The sequence below is a fragment of the Phycisphaerales bacterium genome, assembly GCA_016716475.1.
Classification (GTDB): Bacteria; Planctomycetota; Phycisphaerae; order UBA1845; family Fen-1342; genus JADJWG01.
Window position 1 is genome coordinate 804,111 of record JADJWG010000002.1, and the last position, 17,180, is coordinate 821,290.

13 protein-coding genes are annotated in these 17,180 nt (G+C 65.3%); 3 read left to right on the forward strand and 10 right to left on the reverse strand.

Going from position 1 to position 17,180, the window contains the following annotated elements; translation table 11 throughout:
• Nucleotides 1-30 precede the first annotated feature (30 nt).
• On the forward strand, nucleotides 31-3,891 hold the full coding sequence (locus IPM18_10960; protein MBK9120102.1) for a protein kinase: 3,861 nt from the start codon (nucleotides 31-33) through the stop codon (nucleotides 3,889-3,891).
• 55 nt (nucleotides 3,892-3,946) lie between these two features.
• On the opposite strand, the gene IPM18_10965 is transcribed toward IPM18_10960, so the two are convergent.
• The 10 genes from IPM18_10965 to hisG form a co-directional block, all read right to left on the reverse strand.
• On the reverse strand, nucleotides 3,947-4,969 hold the full coding sequence (locus tag IPM18_10965; GenBank protein ID MBK9120103.1) for a DUF1559 domain-containing protein: 1,023 nt from the start codon (nucleotides 4,967-4,969) through the stop codon (nucleotides 3,947-3,949).
• A gap of 19 nt (nucleotides 4,970-4,988) precedes the next feature.
• On the reverse strand, nucleotides 4,989-5,576 hold the full coding sequence (locus IPM18_10970; protein MBK9120104.1) for a sigma-70 family RNA polymerase sigma factor: 588 nt from the start codon (nucleotides 5,574-5,576) through the stop codon (nucleotides 4,989-4,991).
• A gap of 139 nt (nucleotides 5,577-5,715) precedes the next feature.
• On the reverse strand, nucleotides 5,716-6,507 hold the full coding sequence (locus IPM18_10975) for an amidohydrolase family protein (GenBank protein MBK9120105.1): 792 nt from the start codon (nucleotides 6,505-6,507) through the stop codon (nucleotides 5,716-5,718).
• Nucleotides 6,508-6,674: 167 nt separating this feature from the next.
• Complete coding sequence (gene hisD / locus IPM18_10980) at nucleotides 6,675-7,955, reverse strand: histidinol dehydrogenase (protein MBK9120106.1); 1,281 nt, start codon at nucleotides 7,953-7,955, stop codon at nucleotides 6,675-6,677.
• A 1-nt stretch (nucleotide 7,956) separates the two neighbouring features.
• Nucleotides 7,957-9,228: a phosphoribosyl-ATP diphosphatase gene (gene hisE / locus IPM18_10985; protein ID MBK9120107.1), complete on the reverse strand. Its 1,272-nt coding sequence runs from the start codon at nucleotides 9,226-9,228 to the stop codon at nucleotides 7,957-7,959.
• The gene (gene hisF / locus IPM18_10990; GenBank protein MBK9120108.1) at nucleotides 9,209-9,997 is read right to left on the reverse strand and encodes an imidazole glycerol phosphate synthase subunit HisF; all 789 of its coding nucleotides are present in this window, start codon (nucleotides 9,995-9,997) and stop codon (nucleotides 9,209-9,211) included. The genes hisE and hisF overlap by 20 nt, the downstream gene beginning before the upstream one ends.
• The gene (gene hisH, locus IPM18_10995) at nucleotides 9,991-10,629 is read right to left on the reverse strand and encodes an imidazole glycerol phosphate synthase subunit HisH (GenBank protein MBK9120109.1); all 639 of its coding nucleotides are present in this window, start codon (nucleotides 10,627-10,629) and stop codon (nucleotides 9,991-9,993) included. Before hisH ends, hisF begins: the two co-directional genes overlap by 7 nt.
• Nucleotides 10,626-11,216 carry an imidazoleglycerol-phosphate dehydratase HisB gene (hisB, locus tag IPM18_11000; protein ID MBK9120110.1) on the reverse strand — a complete coding sequence of 197 codons (591 nt, stop codon included), beginning with the start codon at nucleotides 11,214-11,216 and terminating at the stop codon, nucleotides 10,626-10,628. The genes hisH and hisB overlap by 4 nt, the downstream gene beginning before the upstream one ends.
• 102 nt (nucleotides 11,217-11,318) lie before the next feature.
• The gene (locus IPM18_11005) at nucleotides 11,319-12,455 is read right to left on the reverse strand and encodes a histidinol-phosphate aminotransferase family protein (GenBank protein ID MBK9120111.1); all 1,137 of its coding nucleotides are present in this window, start codon (nucleotides 12,453-12,455) and stop codon (nucleotides 11,319-11,321) included.
• 12 nt (nucleotides 12,456-12,467) lie between these two features.
• Nucleotides 12,468-13,343 carry an ATP phosphoribosyltransferase gene (hisG, locus tag IPM18_11010; protein MBK9120112.1) on the reverse strand — a complete coding sequence of 292 codons (876 nt, stop codon included), beginning with the start codon at nucleotides 13,341-13,343 and terminating at the stop codon, nucleotides 12,468-12,470.
• A gap of 403 nt (nucleotides 13,344-13,746) precedes the next feature.
• Between hisG and IPM18_11015 the strand changes: the two genes are divergently transcribed.
• Nucleotides 13,747-15,276: a phenylalanine--tRNA ligase subunit alpha gene (locus tag IPM18_11015; protein ID MBK9120113.1), complete on the forward strand. Its 1,530-nt coding sequence runs from the start codon at nucleotides 13,747-13,749 to the stop codon at nucleotides 15,274-15,276.
• Nucleotides 15,264-17,120 (forward strand): phenylalanine--tRNA ligase subunit beta, encoded by a 1,857-nt coding sequence (locus IPM18_11020; GenBank protein ID MBK9120114.1) that lies wholly within the window; start codon nucleotides 15,264-15,266, stop codon nucleotides 17,118-17,120. The genes IPM18_11015 and IPM18_11020 overlap by 13 nt, the downstream gene beginning before the upstream one ends.
• Nucleotides 17,121-17,180: the final 60 nt, after the last annotated feature.

The window sequence follows — 17,180 nt, forward strand, 5'->3', positions numbered from 1 at the left end:
CTGCATCTTCTGCACCAGCGAGGAGCACCGGTGGTGGACACCCAATTCTGGCAGCGGGTACAGGAAGTCTTTGAACACGCCGTTGCAGCTTCCGGGCAGGAACGCGCTGCCATCCTCGATCAGGAGTGCGCTGGGGATCCGGAGTTGCGGACGCAGGTGTTGGCCCTCCTCGACTACGATGCACGTGCCGGCGCGGACTTTCTCGCGCCGCCACGGGTCGAGCTGCACGCCATTGCCGCGGACGCGACGAAACCGCTAGTTCGGGGCCGTACCTGCCAGGATCACGTGACTCGCATGGAAGATGCGGCAGCGTGGGTGGCCGAGCTCGTCGGTTGCAAGCTCGGCCGCTATACGTTGGTACGACTGATCGCTACCGGGGGGATGGGGGGTGTATTCGAGGCCCGGCAGGACCAGCCCGCGCGTGCGGTCGCGGTGAAAGTCCTGCGGCCGGGCCTCAGTGCCCCGTCCACGCTGGCCCGCTTTCGGCTGGAGCCCGAAGTGTTGGGTCGCCTGCGGCATCCGAACATTGCGCAGGTTTTCGAAGCCGGTGTGCATGCCGACGCGCAGGGGCCGGTGCCCTATTTCGCGATGGAACTGATTTCTGACGCGGAACCTCTGAACACGTTTGCGGATGCGCACCAGCTCTCGACAGCACAGCGGCTCGAGCTGTTCGCCAAGGTTTGTGACGCTGTCCATCATGGCCATCAGAAGGGGATCATCCACCGCGACATCAAACCGGCGAATATCCTGGTTGGTCGTGACGGGGAACCGAAGATCATTGATTTCGGGGTGGCCCGGGCGACGGACGCCGACATCGTCATGACCACGCTACAGACTCACGTGGGCGAGCTCGTGGGCACGGTGCACTACATGAGCCCGGAACAATGTGAAGGTGATCCGGCTGCGATCGACACGCGCACCGACATCTACTCCCTGGGCGTCGTGCTTTTCGAACTGCTTACCGGCCAGGCCCCCTACGACATGTCAGGAACCTCGGTCTATGGCGCCGTACGGATTATCCGCGAACAATCCCCGCGCCGCCCGAGCACTATTGACCGCGCCCTCCGTGGGGACCTTGAGAGTCTTTTGCTGCGCACGTTGGAGAAAGAGCCGGCGCGGCGGTACGCCTCGGCCGCCGACCTCGGCCGCGACATCCGGCACTTCCTTGCAGGGGAGCCCTTGGAGGCCCGGCGCGACAGCGGATGGTATGTACTTCGCAGCACGGTGCGGCGCTACCGGGGTATCGTCGCCACGGGAGTTTCCATCTTCTTGTTGCTTGCGATCTATGCCGTGTCCACGACAGCACTCTGGCGGAATGCTCAGCAGCAGGCCGACCATGCCGCCGCAGCCAGGGCCGAGACCCTGCGGACCTTGTACGCAGGCAGCATCTCGGGTGCGCTGGCAGCCACCGCGAATGGGGACCACCGGCGGGCCACCCAGTTGCTGGAAGAGGCGCCGCCGGAACACAGGGGGTGGGAGTGGCGATACCTGTGGGGACGGATCGGGCAAAGTCTGAAGGATTTACATCCAGCAGAATCAAGGGGTAAAGCCGCTGTGGTGGTATTGAGCGCGCGGCAGCAGGCATTGGCGTTGGCTCGTTCGCGGGCTGACCAGGCACTGGAGATCTACCGCACCACGCCCGGCGCAGAACCATTGGAAATCCCATGGGAACTGCTTGGTATTGACCAGGAGGAAGCACGGCACGGACACGTCGCCGTCAAAGCGATTGCCTTCCACCCCGACGCAGCTTTTCTCGCGATCGGGACGATGCACGAGCGGGAACCGCAGTTCAAACAATGGGTCCACCTGCTCGGGCAAGACGCGGATCAGTACTGGCTTCGAGTCGCATGGCCCGTACGAAGCAACACCGATCAACCGGTTCATCTCGCGTTCGATCCAAGCGGAGAAATGCTTGCTGTGACCTGCGAGAAGAACCGCGCAATCAACGTGTTTCGATTGTCAGACATTCTTGATCCCCAAGTCGCTTCGGAGGATCCCGTCCCGATTGCGACCGCGACGGGACTGGCTCAGTACAGCGGTGGGGTGCGGTGGTCGCCGAACGGCCGCTGGCTGGGATCCTGGGGTGCCGGGGCGGGCCGCCTGTGCGAGCTTTGGGATGTGGACGAACTACTTCGACACGGCTCCGGCGATCCCGTCGCGCGGCTGGCAGGGCATAACCACTGGGTCTGGGCGGCGGATTTCAGTCCCGATAGCACGAGACTGGCGACCGCATCTTCGGATGGAACGATCCGAGTGTGGGATCTCGCGGCGAGTGTCAGGGCGGCCGCGGCGCAGCGTTCCCGTCGGGTGCGTGGCAAGCCGGCCGAAATCGCTGTATTGACCGGCCACGACGGGCCCGTCTGTGCGGTGGCCTTTGACCCTTCCGGCCGCTTGCTGCTCTCTGGTGGGGTGGACAAAACACTGCGGGTCTGGTCGCTTGATGTAGGGCAGATCACACCCGATGGCGAGCAACAGCCACTTTTGGCGTGGTCTGAACGAGTCGTGCTGCGAGGTCACGATGCGGCGGTCTACGGAGTGGGGTTCGCGCCCAGCGCCCGGGCCGTGTCAGTCGATGAACTCGGGGAGATCAAGCTCTGGGACTGGCGCGAGAGCCAGCACGTACAACTGCGGGGACTGCGCGCCAGCATGCACGTCGCGTTGTTCGGCCCGGGTGGGAATTGGTGCCTGGCGGCAAGCGCATACGGCGAAATTTTCGGTTGGGAAATTTCGGATACTGCGCCGCGGTTGCATGCCAAACTGGAAGGTCGCACGGAAAAAAGCGTTCAAGTGCGCGACATGGTGATGTGGCGACAGGGCCACCGGGCGTGGCTCGCGGCGGCCCTGGAAGGCCCCGGCCCACCCATAGAGCCGTATGGTGAAGCCGTAATTTTCGAAGTGAATGCCCTGCGCAACACTTGGCATCATCATCAACTAGCGGATACCACCGGGGCAACTTGGCAGGAACGACCGACCAGGTTGGCCCTCAGTGCGGACGGCAGCCGCCTTGTAGTCATGGGGGAATCGGGTTGCGCCCGTGTCTGGGACCTGGCTTGGAATGCGGACAACAACACTTTGGAATCCAAGTGGCTGCGGAACCTGGAGACCGGGCAGGTCGGAAACAATCAACTGAAATTCGTGGGCGGTGGCGGGCGTTGGCTGGTGACGGCAAGGGATGCCGTGAATAAGCAGTACGACCGCACAACGCTGGTATACCTTTGGGACGTGGATCGCGGTGAACTTGAAAAGTGTTTCGAGACGGAAGGGTTGTTCGAGAGCGGAATCAATGACCTGGCGCTTTGCCCGCAGGGGTCTTGGTTGGCGGCCGCTGGTGCCGACGGCACGATAGCGCTATGGTCGATCCACTATGAGGAAGGGCGTGTACCGGAGCTACAATTTCGTGCGCGGCTGGTAGGGCATACCGACTGGGTCCAGGCGCTGGCGTTTCACCCCTCGGAACCACGGTTGGTTTCCGGCGGGGGTGACCGCTCCATTCGATTCTGGGATCTGACGTCGCTACAGCCGGTGTCAACGCTCCATGCTCCGCTCGGGGCGATCACCGATCTGGCCTTTGATCCCTCTGGCCGCATGCTGGCTGTGGGCAGCAGTGGCTACTTTGGCGTTGATAACGTGGTTTATCTCCTCGACGCGGACGTCACGCCGGCAGAACGGACGAGACGCGCGGTTACACGTGAAGTCTATCGACATTACGACCAGTGGCGGGATGATCAGATTGCAGCGGATGCCACCTCAGAGGAGCAGGTTGACCGCATACGAACGGCCGCCACGGCCGACCTCGCCGCGCTGATCGAGGCCCAGCAGTGGTCGGAGGAGGAGCGCGCCTGGGCGCTCGCCGTGCGCGAGCGGATCCTGCTCATGCGGGCGACGCGCTGACCTGCGCGCCGGGGTCTGTGTCCGGCCGGGGGACTGCGCCGCATGTTCAAGCAGACTACTTCAGGAGGTGCGCGTCGTCCGCTCGTTGCGGCCCTTCGTGACCGGTGTAGACTTGGACGTTCTCCAGGGTCCAGATGTTGTCACCGTGCAGTCCGGCGAAGGGCGTGCGACTCCAGATCACCTCGCCACGCAGCGTGAGAATATTCTGGCCGGCGCTGCGGTGGGCGCGGGAGTTCTGCGTTGCCGCGTCGCGTCCCGTGAAGCGCCGGGCATCGAAGAGTGGGACGCCATCAGCAAAGAGCGGATTCTCATCCGCCATGATGGGCAGGCGCGGATCATCGTTTGCGGAGGGCCGCACGCCAGCCATGTTCTGGTAGGCATAGCTGACGTTTCGCGCTTCGAGAAAGTCGTTGCTGCGCCGCACTTCTTCGAGCGACATGGGCATGTGCGGCTGTGACGGGCACACGAAGCGCTGCGGCTCGGTGACATAGGCCTGCACCAGCAGGGTGTATACATGTCGGCGGTTCGGAACATTCACCGCGCCCGGCTCGTCCGTCGGTTTCCAGGAGGCGCGTCCGGACCATCCCGCAAACGGTAAGCTCGAACCAAAGCTGGAAGCGTATTGCTGCATTCCGATCCCGAGTTGCGCCAAGTTGTACGAGCAGCCCACCCGCTGGGCCCGATCACGCATATGCAGCATGGTCGGCACGCCCACCCCGACTGCGAGCACGATCATCGCCGCCACTGCGACGATGTCACGCAGGTTCCCCAGGCGAATCACGCGTTCGCTGCGTCGCTCGACGGCCGCTGTCAGCGCGTCCGCGGGACGGACGATTCGCGGGACGGGGCCCGCCTGTCGCACGCGTGTCGTGGTGCGGGCGACGAGGTCTCGTGGCATCGGTACTTCGGCCGAGCGCTGGAGGGCATCGAAAACAGCCGTCAGGGCGCTGTGCTGCTCCGCAAGCCGCGGTTCGGACAGGAGTCGTGCTTGAAGGGCCGCCTGCTCGGTCTCGGACAGGTGGCCGAGATGCAGGTCGAGGAGCTGAACGTCGAACTCGGGCGTGGGCGCGTGGTTCATCAGGACAGGCCTCGTACACCTAGGAATCGGAGTCTGCGGCGCCGGTTCGTGCAAGCCAGAGCTTCGCGAAGTGGTTGACCGCGGCGTGCAGTCGGGATTTGACTGTGCCCACGGGTATTTGCAGAACTTCGGCGATTTCCGCGTAGGGCAGCTTTTGGAAGTATCCGAGGATCAGCACCGCCCGCTGGTGCTCCGGCATCTCTGCCACGAGTTCCCGCACTTGCTCCCGCTGTTCCTGCGAGGCCACGTGTTCGGCCGCGGTGGGCTGATCCGCTTCGAGCAGTACCCCGGGCACTGGTCCGTCGTGGTCGCCCGGCAGACCGTCCAGCGAGTGTGTTGCGCGCCGCCGCCGCGATCGCATGAAATCGCGGGCCTTGTTGGAGGCGATGGTGTATAGCCATGGTTTGAACTTCCGTTCCGGATCAAATGACCCGGCCGAGAGATGGACCTGCAGGAACGTTTCCTGGACCAAATCATCCGCCTGGGACGCGCTCCCGACAAATCGCTGAAAGAAGCCGAACAGGTCTTCGGCATAGCGCGCGACGAGCCGCTCAAAAGCGTCTGCCCGGCCGGCTACATGGTCGGCCAGCAGATCCTCGTCTCGCATCCCATCCACTCGTTTCGTCTCCCACCAGTACGCCCGGCTCGCGGAAAGGTTCGTTTGCCGGAGGGATCTTCCTCGGCGAGGGTCGACGACCGCGGAGCCGATAGCCCCGCCTCAGAGAACTCGCCGGCGCCCACGTTGATCAATCGCTGATACTATTGGAAAGTCCGAAAATGCGGCCGGCCGTACCGCTCGTGATCTGGTCTAACTCCTTCTCGGAAAGGAGGTTCTGCAGTTCAGAGAGAACGGCCTGGCAACGAGTTCCGTGCTCGCTTCCATAGGCCGGGGCATCACTCCCATAGACGAGTCGATCCGTCAGTCCGCTGCGCGCTGCGGCCACAATTTCCGCTTGGGAGGCATGGGCAGTGTCCACATAAATCTCAGCTACGCCCAGCCGTTGCGCCCGGCGGCTGGTCTCGAGGGCTGCGTCACGAAGTGCGGCCTCGTGTGCTCCGATACAAAGTACGAAAGTGATTTTCGGGTGTCGGCGGGCCAGCTCGAGTACACGCGGCGGCGCCGACCGGGCATCGTCACGCACGATAAACACCGCCGGACGCCCCACAGTGGCGAGTGCTGCCAGGAAGGGGTCAAGCTGGCGGGAATCGGCTTCGTACTCGTTGTCAGCCGGCGAAAACACCACTCCCCGGAACGGCTCGCTTTCGAGCGCACCGACGAGTGTGTGCGGATGGCTGTCGGGTGTCACCACGCGTGCCCAGTAAAGCGGTTCCAGCCATGGCCGCGTGCGGCAGAGAGCAAGACAGGCGGAATTCGCTTCAGTTTCATCGAGGGCACAGCCCGGCGGAAGGTTTGCGGCCGCACGGTTTGCGACGAGAATTCTGTCGATCGCCGCCGTATCCCGATGGGCCTCCAGCGCACCCAGGACTGGTGCTCCCGGATCCGGTGCGACGATCCATCCGTGTACGTCGATCCGCATGGCGGTCCATCCGTCGTGTAGCCCGGAGTCGAGCCCCAGTGTTGTGGGGCGATGCTAATCGTAGAATTGCGGTCCCGCAACGTAGGTGGTCGCTGGGTGGTGTGATGGGCTGGTACTCGAAGAGCAGGTCTGTTCCAGCATGTCAGCACACGGGCGGGTTCTAGTGCTTACGAACTGCGACGCGCGGCGGAACGGGCATGTGCCTCCAATCCTTCGAGTCGCGCCAATGCTTCAGCATCCCTGATCACTCCGCGCAGCTCCGCGCCATCCGGATCGGTCACTCCGAGTGTCCCGAGCCATGTGCGGACCCGCAGAAAGTGGAAGATGGATAGCCCACCCACAATTCGCGCGGCACCACCGGTCGGAAGGACATGGTTCGGGCCGATGCCGTAGTCGCCAAGAACCTCGGCCGCCGCCGCACCCTCGAAGAGTGCGCCATAGTGCCGTAACCGGCCACGCCAACCTTGCGGGTCCTGCACATGCAGGGCCAAGTGTTCCGGAGCGATCCGGTCGCTGATTTCGGTGGCCTCCTCGGCATCACTGACGATTACGGCGATCCCGTTCGTGAGCGCCTGCCGCGCCGTGTCGGCGGTCGGCAGGTCTGCCAGTTGCGCCGCCAATTCCACCTCGACCGCTGGAATCAGCGGCCGGTGCCACGTCACCAGCAGTGGCCGTGCATCGGGATCGTGCTCCGCCTGTGCAAGCAGGTCGGCGGCAATCATGGCTGGATCGGCACCGGCATCCGCGATGACCAGCAGTTCGGACGGGCCCGCCAGCATGTCGATAGCGACGGTGCCGGCAATCAGTTGCTTTGCGGCTGTGACCCAGCGATTGCCCGGACCGACGACCACGCTGCAGGGCGGCACCGGCGGGGCGCCGTAGGCGAGTGCCGCAATGGCCTGTGCGCCGCCCGCGGCCAGCAGCATGTCCGCGTCGGCCACGGCGGCGGCCGCGAGGGTAATATCGGTCGGACGCGGTGAGGCCACCACAACCTGCTCCACGCCGGCGACGCGCGCAGTTACGGCCGTCATCAGAACAGACGAGGGCAGCGGGAAGCGTCCACCAGGTGCATAGCACCCGGCACTTTCCATGGGTGCGACGGTGTGCCCAGCTCGTCCACCGGGAACCGCGACATCGAGGTCGCGGAGGCAGTGGCGCTGGGCCGCTGCGAAGTTGCGAATGCGGTCTGCGGTTCGTTCCAGCAGGCCACGCAGTTCCGCCGGTTGCCGAGCGAGCACGGCCGCCAGCATTGCACGGTCGTACACCAGTGGTGCCGCGGGTGCGAGGCCGTCATACTCCTCTGCCAAGCGGCGAAGTGCAGGCATACCGCCCTGGCGCACTGCAGCGATCAAGACACCGGCTGCACGCAGGGTCTCCTCGTCCAAAGCAGATTGCGTGGACGGCAAGACGTCCTGCGGCTGGACGAGTCTGAGCAGGCGATCGTCCATCTCACAACTCCCTGGGGGTGGGCTTGGCGTCCCCGCGACGCCGCGTGACCGTGCGGGCCCGCCGGTCCAGCTCGCGCTCAACATCCGCGAGTGACAAGCCGGACCGCGCGAGGGCGACCATTGTGAAGTACAGCACGTCGGCAGCTTCGGCACATACCTCCGCGGGCTGCTCTGCTGTGGCCAACTCGCCCGCTTCCTCAACCAGTTTACTGCGCAGCAGGGCGGCATCGTTGAACAGTCGCGCCGTGTACGAGCCCGGCGGTGCCTGCGTCCGCCGCGTCATAAGCGTTGCCGCCAACCCGCCGAGACCCGTGGCTGCGCCCCAACAGCTCTTGGTCCCCAGGTGACAGAAGCCCGTACCGCGTTGCCGCACCGTGAACCGGAGTGCGTCACGATCGCAGTCCAACGCAATGCGCAGCAGTTGCTGGGTCGCGCCGCTCGTGGCTCCCTTGTGCCACAGTCCGCGCGTTCGGGACTGATATACGCCCGTACGGGTCTGCACTGCCGCGCGCAGACTCGCCGCGCTTGACCACGCGAGCCCGAGCGCCACGCCGCACTCGTCCGTCACCACGGTCGGCCACAGATCGTCGGTCCGATCCGAGGTGAGCGGTGCGGCGATCGCATCAGCGAGTTCCAAGCGGCCTGTGTAGAGTGCCATGCCGACCTGGGCGTCGACGCCCAAGCGATCGAGTGTGGCGATCTCGTCCACCGTCGTCACACCGCCCGCGACAGTAAGTCGCGCAGTGCCGGCAGCCGACACGAGCTCGGCCGCCTGCTGGGGATCGGTGCCCTGCATGCGTCCCTCGCGCTCCACGAACGTCACGAGAAACCCGGCCACGTAATCGCGGAGTTCCTCCATGCGGCTGCGAACATCCCGACCGGTGCGCGTTTGCCACCCCTCGACCACCACTTCTCCCTCGACCGCGTCGAGTGCGGCAATCACGCGGTCCCTCGGCAATTCGCGCAGCACCTCGGGCGTGGCCGCGGTGCCCAGCACGACGTGGGCAGCGCCGGCATCAAGCCACTCGATTGCGCGTTCGACCGATCGAATGCCACCGCCGACCCGGCAGGGCGCGAGCTGCAGGAGTTCACGGATGAGTGCCGTGTTGTCACCTCGCCCGAGTGCGGCATCCAGGTCGACCACCGCAATATCGCCCGCGAGCGCGAAACGCTCGGCCAGCGGCCGGGGATCACCCGCATCCAGTGCGTGCTGCTTGCCACCGATGAGCTGTACGGCCTGCCCACCCATGAGATCAATCGAGGGAATGATCATCGGCTCGCTTTTCCTCCAGCCGTACCCGCATGCCATGGCGGGCCAGGTAACGCTTTACATCCCCGACCGTCAGATCGCCATCATGGAAAATCGACGCCGCCAGCACCGCATCCGCCCCTGCTCGAAGCGCGGCGAGTAGATGCTCCGGACCTGCCGCTCCGCCGGATGCGATCACCGGTACGCGCACCGCCGCCGCAATCGCAGCGCAGAGCTCCGTGTCGTAACCACTCCGCGTGCCGTCGCGATCCCAGCTTGTGAGCAGAATTTCACCCGCACCGCGGTCTGCCGCCTCGCGCGCCCATGCGACCGCGTCGCGGCTGGTCCGTTCCCGTCCGGACAACACCACCACTTCCCAGGTGCCGTCCGCGCGCCGTGCAGCATCCAACGCGAGAACCGTGCATTGACAGCCGAACTGTGTCGCCAGCGCGCTTAGTAACTCGGGTTCGCGGACCGCCGCCGTGTTGACCCCCACTTTGTCCGCGCCCGCTTCCAGCAGCCGTGCGGCGTCAGCCACCGATCGCACACCGCCTCCGACGGTCAACGGGATCGACAGGGCTGCCCGCACCGCCCGCACGGTATCGGCCGCATTCGCCCGCCCCTCGGGCGTGGCCGACACATCGAGCACGACTAGCTCATCTGCCCCCTGGGCTTCGTACTCGGCGGCCCGTTCCGCCGGTGTACCCGCGTCGCGCAGGTCCTGAAATCGCACCCCTTTCACAATGCGTCCGGCGCGAACATCGAGGCAGGGGATGACGCGGGCGGTCAACATGCGTTCCCCTCGGGCTCAGGCGCGTATTCCAGCCAGCGCCGCAGCCAGGACAACCCCCACGGACCCGAAAGCTCCGGGTGAAACTGGCAGGCCAAGACCGGACCGCGAGCCAATGCCGCGACAAACCGCCCACCGTAATCCGCAGTGGCGACGCTCCAGCCCGCCGGTGGTGCGTCGAGCTTGTACGAGTTCGCGAAATAGGCGTGGCCGCTCGCCAGCAGTGGGCTCACTCCCTCGGAAGTCACCAGATTCCAACCGAGTTGGGGCACACGCAGGGGGTCTGCAAAGCGCGTGATCCGCGCGGGTACGATCCCAAGGCCGTCGCTGCCCGGTGATTCTTCGCTCTCACGACACAGCAACTGCAACCCGAGACAGACTGCCAGCGTCGGCCGACCTGCGGCGATGCGAGCGCACAATGGCTCAACGAGATCGAGATTACGCAGGTGTGCCATCGTGGCGCCGAACGCACCCACCCCCGGCAAGACGAGGTACTCGGCCGCTTCCGCTTCGGCTGCGGTCTCCACCAGTAAGGGTGTCAGCCCCAGGCGGCCGAAACCAGCCAGAACCGAGGCGATGTTCGCCCGCCCCGTACGGACGATACGGACATCACGCAGCACGATGGCGGAGCTCACGCCAGCACCTCCTTCGTACTTGGGATGCGGTCGTCTCCGGTGCGAGTCACGGCGGCCCGCAGCGCGAGTGCACAGGCCTTGAACGCCGCCTCGGCCCGGTGGTGGTCGTTCTCGCCGCGCAACACGTCCACGTGCAGATTGCAGGCAGCGCTCATTGCCAGTGAGTGCAGCACGTGCAGAATGTTCTCGCACGCTAGTTCGCCGAGCATTTCGCGCCGGAGCCCCAGCTCAAGCGCGGCAAAAGGGCGGCCGGAGAGATCCACCACCGCTCGCGCCAGAGCTTCATCCAACGGGGCATAGGCCGATCCGAAGCGCGCAATGCCCCGGCGATCACCGACCGCCTGTCGCAGCGCTGCTCCCAGTACGAGCGCGCAGTCTTCAGCGGTGTGGTGATCATCCACGACCAGGTCACCGCTGCACACGAGATCAAGATCGAAACGCGCATGCCGCGCGAGCGCATGCAGCAGGTGGTCGAGGAAACCGATGCCGGTGCGCACCTGGACACTGCCACAGCCGTCCAGGTTCAGTGTGGCCGTGATTTCGGTTTCGCCAGTCTGGCGTGTAATCTGAGCCATTCGGGGTTTCATTGTTACACCTTCAGAAGTCCAGGCGGCGTACATGGAGCCCAGGCCATTCGGAGGACGGATCGTCCCGATGGCGTGCTGTGTGTATGATCAGTGCGTCGTCAGTCATACCATGCCTCCGGCCGTTGGTGGGTCTTCGTCTCCGGGCGAGAAGGCGGTCGCATGCTCCTGAAAGACCCGCCCCAAAGCAGCCCGAAGCCGCGCGAAAACCTGCGGAACTCCGGGACAGGTGATGCGCAGGGCATTCTCCAAGCCCGAACGCCCCGGGAACACACGCACCGAGATGCCCTGTACAGCCAGCGCCTCGCGGATCTGCAACGCATTGCCGAAGCGTGCGAAGACGAAGTTCGCTTGCGAATCCGGCACGCGCGCTCCCCAGCTTCGCAGCAGTGCCTGCAATTCCAGTCGTTCCGCGCGGACACGCGCCACAAACGATGCCAGATCAGACTGCCCGGTCGCCAGACGGTCTGCCGCCAGGGCGAGCGAAGGGCCGGCTGCGGCGTACGGATTTCCAGCTGCGCGCAGCCACCCGATCAACTCCGCCGGCCCCAGGGCGTACCCGATGCGCACCCCCGCGAAACCCCACGCCTTGGAGAATGTTCGCACGACCACCGCGTTCGGCAGGGCCAGCGCCGTCGCGGTTAAATCCTCATCCGCGAATTCAACATAGGCGAGATCCACCAGCAATAGTGCCTGCGGAGCGACAGTCGACAGTCGGCGCAGGTCAGCCGCGTGAATCACCGCCCCCGTCGGGTTGTTCGGCGATACAACCGCGATCAGGCGCGTACGCTCGGTCAATACGGACTCGACAGCCGCCGTGGGATACGGACCATCGGGCCACCCCACGCGCTCAAGCTCGGCGTGAATCAGGCGACCATAGCGCTCCAGCATTTCAAAAGTCGGCACCGGCAGGACCATGGCCCGCCCCGGGCCGAGCATCGCCCGGCAGGCCCGGTCGAGCGCATCGTCGCCCCCACCGGTCACGACCACCTGCTCGGGCCGCAATCCATAGTGAGCGGCGAGACTGGCCTCGAGAGCTGCGCTGCTGGGGTAGCGTCGCAGGACCTCCGGCCCCTGGCGGGTCAGCCGTTGGAGCAACTCGGCCGGAGGTGCTTCCCCCTCGTTCCCGTCGAGGTAGAGGTCGATCGGCGCGCATGGCCGCGGCACGTGGTACGCGACCATGCCGTTGAGTGCCGGCGAGGGTTCGAGTCCGGTCGCGCCGGGGCGGGCAGTCGTACGCATGTGCGGACTCCTCTACGGCACGATGTTCGACAGATTCGACACCACGATGTCCGAGCCGCCCTGCGCCTTGAGACGCGGCACGATGGTCGCAAGCTGCTCACGGGGAATCGCCGCCTTGACGGCGTACCCGGCGTCCCCGTGGAGCGGGGCGATGGTCGGTTCGCGCATGCACGGCAGGATCGACACCACGGCTTCCAGGCGGTCCCGCGGTACGTTCACCTCGATCATCACGCGCCGCCGCGCATCCAACACCGATCGCAGCAGCAGGATCAGGGAATCGACCGCCGCGCGCCGCTCACGATCCTCCAGGACGGCGGGGTGAGCGTAGAGTCGCGTCGAGGACCGCATGACATCGTCCACGATCTCGAGGCCATTCGCGCGTAGTGTGGAACCGGTGGCCGTGTTGTCGATGATCAGGTCGGCATCTTCCGGGGGGAACACCTCCGTTGCGCCGAACGATCGGATAAAACGCGCGTCGATGCCGCGGCGGGCGATCCAGTCGCGACTCAGGCGCTCGTACTCAGAGGTGAGCACCAGCGGGCGATCCGGCAGTTGCCCGTCGAGCAGCAGTTCGGCCGGGGCGGCCGCGACAAGTCGCACCGGGTCGAGACCGGTGTCGAGCAGTTCGACGACTTCGCAGCCAAGTTCGGCCACCCAGTCAGCGCCTGCGAAGCCGATGTCGCGTGAGCCCGCATGCAGCATTTCGAGAATGTTCTGCGGCTTGAGGATTTTGGCGGTGTAGCCGGGGAGCGAGACCGTCGGCCGATAGTCGCGCTCACCGAAACGCAAATGAACGCCGGCATCTGCGAGCAGCGTAACGACCGCGGAGTGCATTCGGCCCTTGGGGATCGCAAGGCGGAGCGTGGGTGCGTCGGATTCGGGGGACATCGGGCATCCTTGTGAACATCACCGCCCCGACCGGCCTGCCTTGTCCCGAAACAAAGCGACGCCGACCGAGGCCGGCGTCGATGGTGTCATCTCAAACGGACGCGCACACACCATCAGCCAGCCACGCACTCCGCGTGGTGATGATGATGGCGATGCTGTGCCGGGAACCGTTTCATTGATCACAGTATAGCCGGGTGGGCCGTGAATGCAACGGGCTACCGGAGTGTGGGGCGCGGATCGACCCGCCAATGGGCACTAACTTTCCCCGGAAGGTTGGTAAGGTCCGAATCCCGTGATACCCCCTCACTGCCATTGCGGTAGGGGGGTGCGCCGTCGACCGGTCTTGAGCCCACGCACCGCTTCGGCTACACAGGAGGGCTCACGACGGTAAGGAGAGCCCACGATGGAACTGAGTGAGCAGCAGGTCGCCGTACTGCGTCAGCTTGCGGAGCGTGGCAGTGCCGTCACGTTGCTCGAACTCGCCGCAGCACTCGGCGTCGACCAGTCACCGGTCACGGCGGCCTGCGGGGGGCTACGGGAAGGCGGGCTCGTGGACATCACCGAGCAGCCCTATGAGGAACTCCGGCTCGGCCCAGAGGGCACAGTGCACGCCACGAAACCTTTGCCGGAACGCACCGTCGTCGGCGTCCTGGCCGCGCAGCAGGGACGTTGCCGGTTGACTGAGATTCCCAATCACTGCCCTCTTTCGGCGGCGGAGGTGGGGGGCACGCTTCGGCTTCTCGGGCAGCGGGGCTGGGCGCGCAAGGACGGCGAGGTGCTTGTGCTGGCAGATGGTGTCGGGGCCGACCCACCGCTCCAGCCGGATGAACTCCTGCTCCGGGCGCTGGCGAACGGACGCGTGGCGAGCCGCAGCGAACTGGAAGGGGAGGGTGTCGCAGTGGCGGAGGCCCTGGCACTGATCGGCAAACGCAAGGGGTTCGTAGTGACCAGGGAGCGCACCACCCGCTTTGTGGCGCTCACCGCGGCCGGACAGCAGCGGCTGGCGCATGGTGTACAGGCCCAGCGGCGCGTTACGCAACTTACACCTGAATTGCTGGCCGACGGTGGCTGGCGTGACGTGGAACTCCAGCCCTACGACGTCACGCTCGCTGCGAAGAAGCTGCACCCCGGCAAGGAACACCCATTCCAGCGGACGCTCGACCAGGTGCGACGGGTATTTCTCGAACTCGGCTTCACCGAGATTGTCAGTCCGTGGGTGGAGAGCAGTTTCTGGGACTTCGACGCCCTGTTTCAACCGCAGGATCACCCCGCGCGCGACATGCAGGACACGTTCTACGTCGCCCGACCGGATCGCTGTCGAATCCCGGAGGATGCGCTCGTCGACCGGATCCGCGCAACACACGAGCACGGCGGCGACACAGGTTCAACCGGCTGGCAGTACCGCTGGAGCCGGGAACTGGCGCACAAGCCGGTGCTCCGCACGCACACGACCGCGGCGACAATTCGTGCCTTGGCGCAGCACGCCGCCGGCCGGCCCGGTAAGTACTTCGTCATCGGCCCCGTCTTTCGTCGGGAGACGGTAGACTACAAGCACCTGCCGGTCTTTCACCAGGTGGATGGCATCATCGTCGATTCGCAAGCGAGTCTCGCGAATCTCGTGGGGACGCTGAGTGCCTTCTATGGAAAAATGGGCTTCCCGAAGGTGCGCGTCGTGCCGAGCTTCTTCCCATATACGGAGCCGTCGGCCGAAGTGCATCTGTACATGGAACGCCGCCAGGACTGGGTGGAAATGGGCGGCTCGGGCATCTTCCGGCCGGAGGTCACGCTGCCGCTGGGTATCACGGAGCGTGTCTTGGCGTGGGGCTTGGGACTCGAGCGGCTGGCGATGTTCGTACACGACGTGAAGGCCATCGGGGACTTGTTTTTTGCCACGATGCCGTGGCTGCGAGAGGAGCCGCTGTGCCGACGATAGATATGCCCGCCGGGCTGCTGCTCAGCCGGATCGCGGCCGGGGAGGAGGGTGCGAAGCTTTCTGTGGCAGAGCTCACGCAGCTCCTGCCGAAGCTGGGCTGCGAAGTCGGTGAAGTCGCCGAGATGCGCGAGTATGCGTGCGGTGTTTGTGGCAAGCCATACGATCGGACGGAGGCGCAGGGACCGCCGTTGCACTGCGCGAGCTGCGGCACGGATTTTCGCGCCCGGCCCGAGCAGCTCCAGGTGCTCGGCACGAACCAGGTGCTGCGGCTCGACATGCTGGCCGTGCGGCCGGACCTGTTCGATCCCGGCGGGATGGCGCGCTACATCCGTGGCTATCTCGGTGTACAGACGGGCCTGCCGGAATATACGCTGGCGGCTCCGCGACTGCGTGTTCAGGTGGACCCGCGGCTGAACGATGAACACAGCTACCGGCCCTTCATCGCATGTGCGGTGGTGCGTGGCGTGCGGCTCGATCATGCGCTGATCAAGATGCTGATGAACCTGCAGGAGGACTTGCACTGGGCCCTGGGGCGCGACCGGAAGCTGGCTTCGATCGGAGTGTACGACCTCGCTACGCTGTCAGGCGAGGTGTTTCACTATGATGCAATCGATCCGGAGGAGCTGCGCTTTGTCCCGCTGGGTTTTGATCCGCGCGATCCGGCCAGCCGACTCACACCGCGTGAGATCCTTGAACGCCATAAGACCGGGCAGGCCTATCTGCATCTGCTGAAACCGCTGGAGCGCTACCCACTGCTTCGCGATGGGGCGGGCACCGTGCTCTCGATGCCACCGATCATCAATAGCGAGGCCACCCGCGTCACGATGCAGACGCAGCAGATGTTCGTGGATGTCACCGGCATCTCGCAACGCTCTGTCGATCGAGCGCTGAATATCGTGGTGACGAGTCTGGCGGAGTTGCTCCCGGGCATCACGGTGGAACAGGTCGTTATCGAGCACGGTGCCTCCACGCACGTGACGCCGGACCTGGCGCCCGTCGAAATGCGGCTGAGTGTCCGCCAGGCCGCCGAGACGATCGGGGCCGATTTCAACACGGCGCAGCTCGCCGAACTGCTGGAGTCGATGGGGCATGGCGTGGAGGAGGACGGCCGCGCCGATACCCTGCGCGTGCTTGTGCCGGCTTATCGCAATGATGTGATGCACCCGGTGGACCTGATTGAAGATGCAGCCGTGGCGTATGGTTACGACAGTCTGAGCCCGACCCTGGTGCCCACCTTCACGGTGGGGACGCCACGCCTGATCGAAGAGCAGTCGGCTACGGCGCGCCGTGTGCTGACAGGGCTTGGATTTCACCAGGTGATGACGCTGGTGCTCACAAGCCCGGCTGCGGCGTTCGAGCGCTGGCGGAGCGCGCCGGATCCGCGGGCCGTACTGATCGATAACCCGATCAGCAGCGAGCAGACGATGTGCCGTGTCGCCCTGCTGCCCGGGCTGTTGGAGACGTTGGCGATCAACAAGCAGTACGACCTCCCGCAGTCGTTGTTCGAGGTCGGTGATTGCTGCTTCGTGGACCCGGCCGCGGAGACCGGCGCGCGTGAGGAGCGCTTCGTGGCGGTGGCGCTGATCGGCACGCACGTGGGCTATGCCGACATTCGCGCCGTGGCGGACGCTTTCATCCATGAGTTGGGGGCAACCTACCTCGTAGCGGCACACGAGGATGACGCCCTGATCACCGGAAGAGCTGCCCAACTGCGGCTTGCGGAAGGCACCGTCTTCGGCCGGATGGGCGAACTCCATCCGGAAGTCATTGCGGCTTATGGTCTCCGACACCCGGTGGCGGTGCTGGAACTCAGTCTGGCCGCGCTGCTCGCAGCAATGACCTGATCGGCCGGGCGCCGCGGTGCGGCACGCATAGCATGGATGCCGCCGCAGCGGGGGTGACTG

Coding starts and splice junctions, on each gene's coding strand:
- IPM18_10965 (MBK9120103.1), bottom strand. CDS start 4,969: ATGAACCACGCGCCCACGCCCGAGTTCGACGTTCAGCTCCTCGACCTG.
- IPM18_10970 (MBK9120104.1), bottom strand. CDS start 5,576: ATGCGAGACGAGGATCTGCTGGCCGACCATGTAGCCGGCCGGGCAGAC.
- IPM18_10975 (MBK9120105.1), bottom strand. CDS start 6,507: ATGCGGATCGACGTACACGGATGGATCGTCGCACCGGATCCGGGAGCA.
- hisD (MBK9120106.1), bottom strand. CDS start 7,955: ATGGACGATCGCCTGCTCAGACTCGTCCAGCCGCAGGACGTCTTGCCG.
- hisE (MBK9120107.1), bottom strand. CDS start 9,228: ATGATCATTCCCTCGATTGATCTCATGGGTGGGCAGGCCGTACAGCTC.
- hisF (MBK9120108.1), bottom strand. CDS start 9,997: ATGTTGACCGCCCGCGTCATCCCCTGCCTCGATGTTCGCGCCGGACGC.
- hisB (MBK9120110.1), bottom strand. CDS start 11,216: ATGAAACCCCGAATGGCTCAGATTACACGCCAGACTGGCGAAACCGAA.
- IPM18_11005 (MBK9120111.1), bottom strand. CDS start 12,455: ATGCGTACGACTGCCCGCCCCGGCGCGACCGGACTCGAACCCTCGCCG.
- hisG (MBK9120112.1), bottom strand. CDS start 13,343: ATGTCCCCCGAATCCGACGCACCCACGCTCCGCCTTGCGATCCCCAAG.
- IPM18_11015 (MBK9120113.1), top strand. CDS start 13,747: ATGGAACTGAGTGAGCAGCAGGTCGCCGTACTGCGTCAGCTTGCGGAG.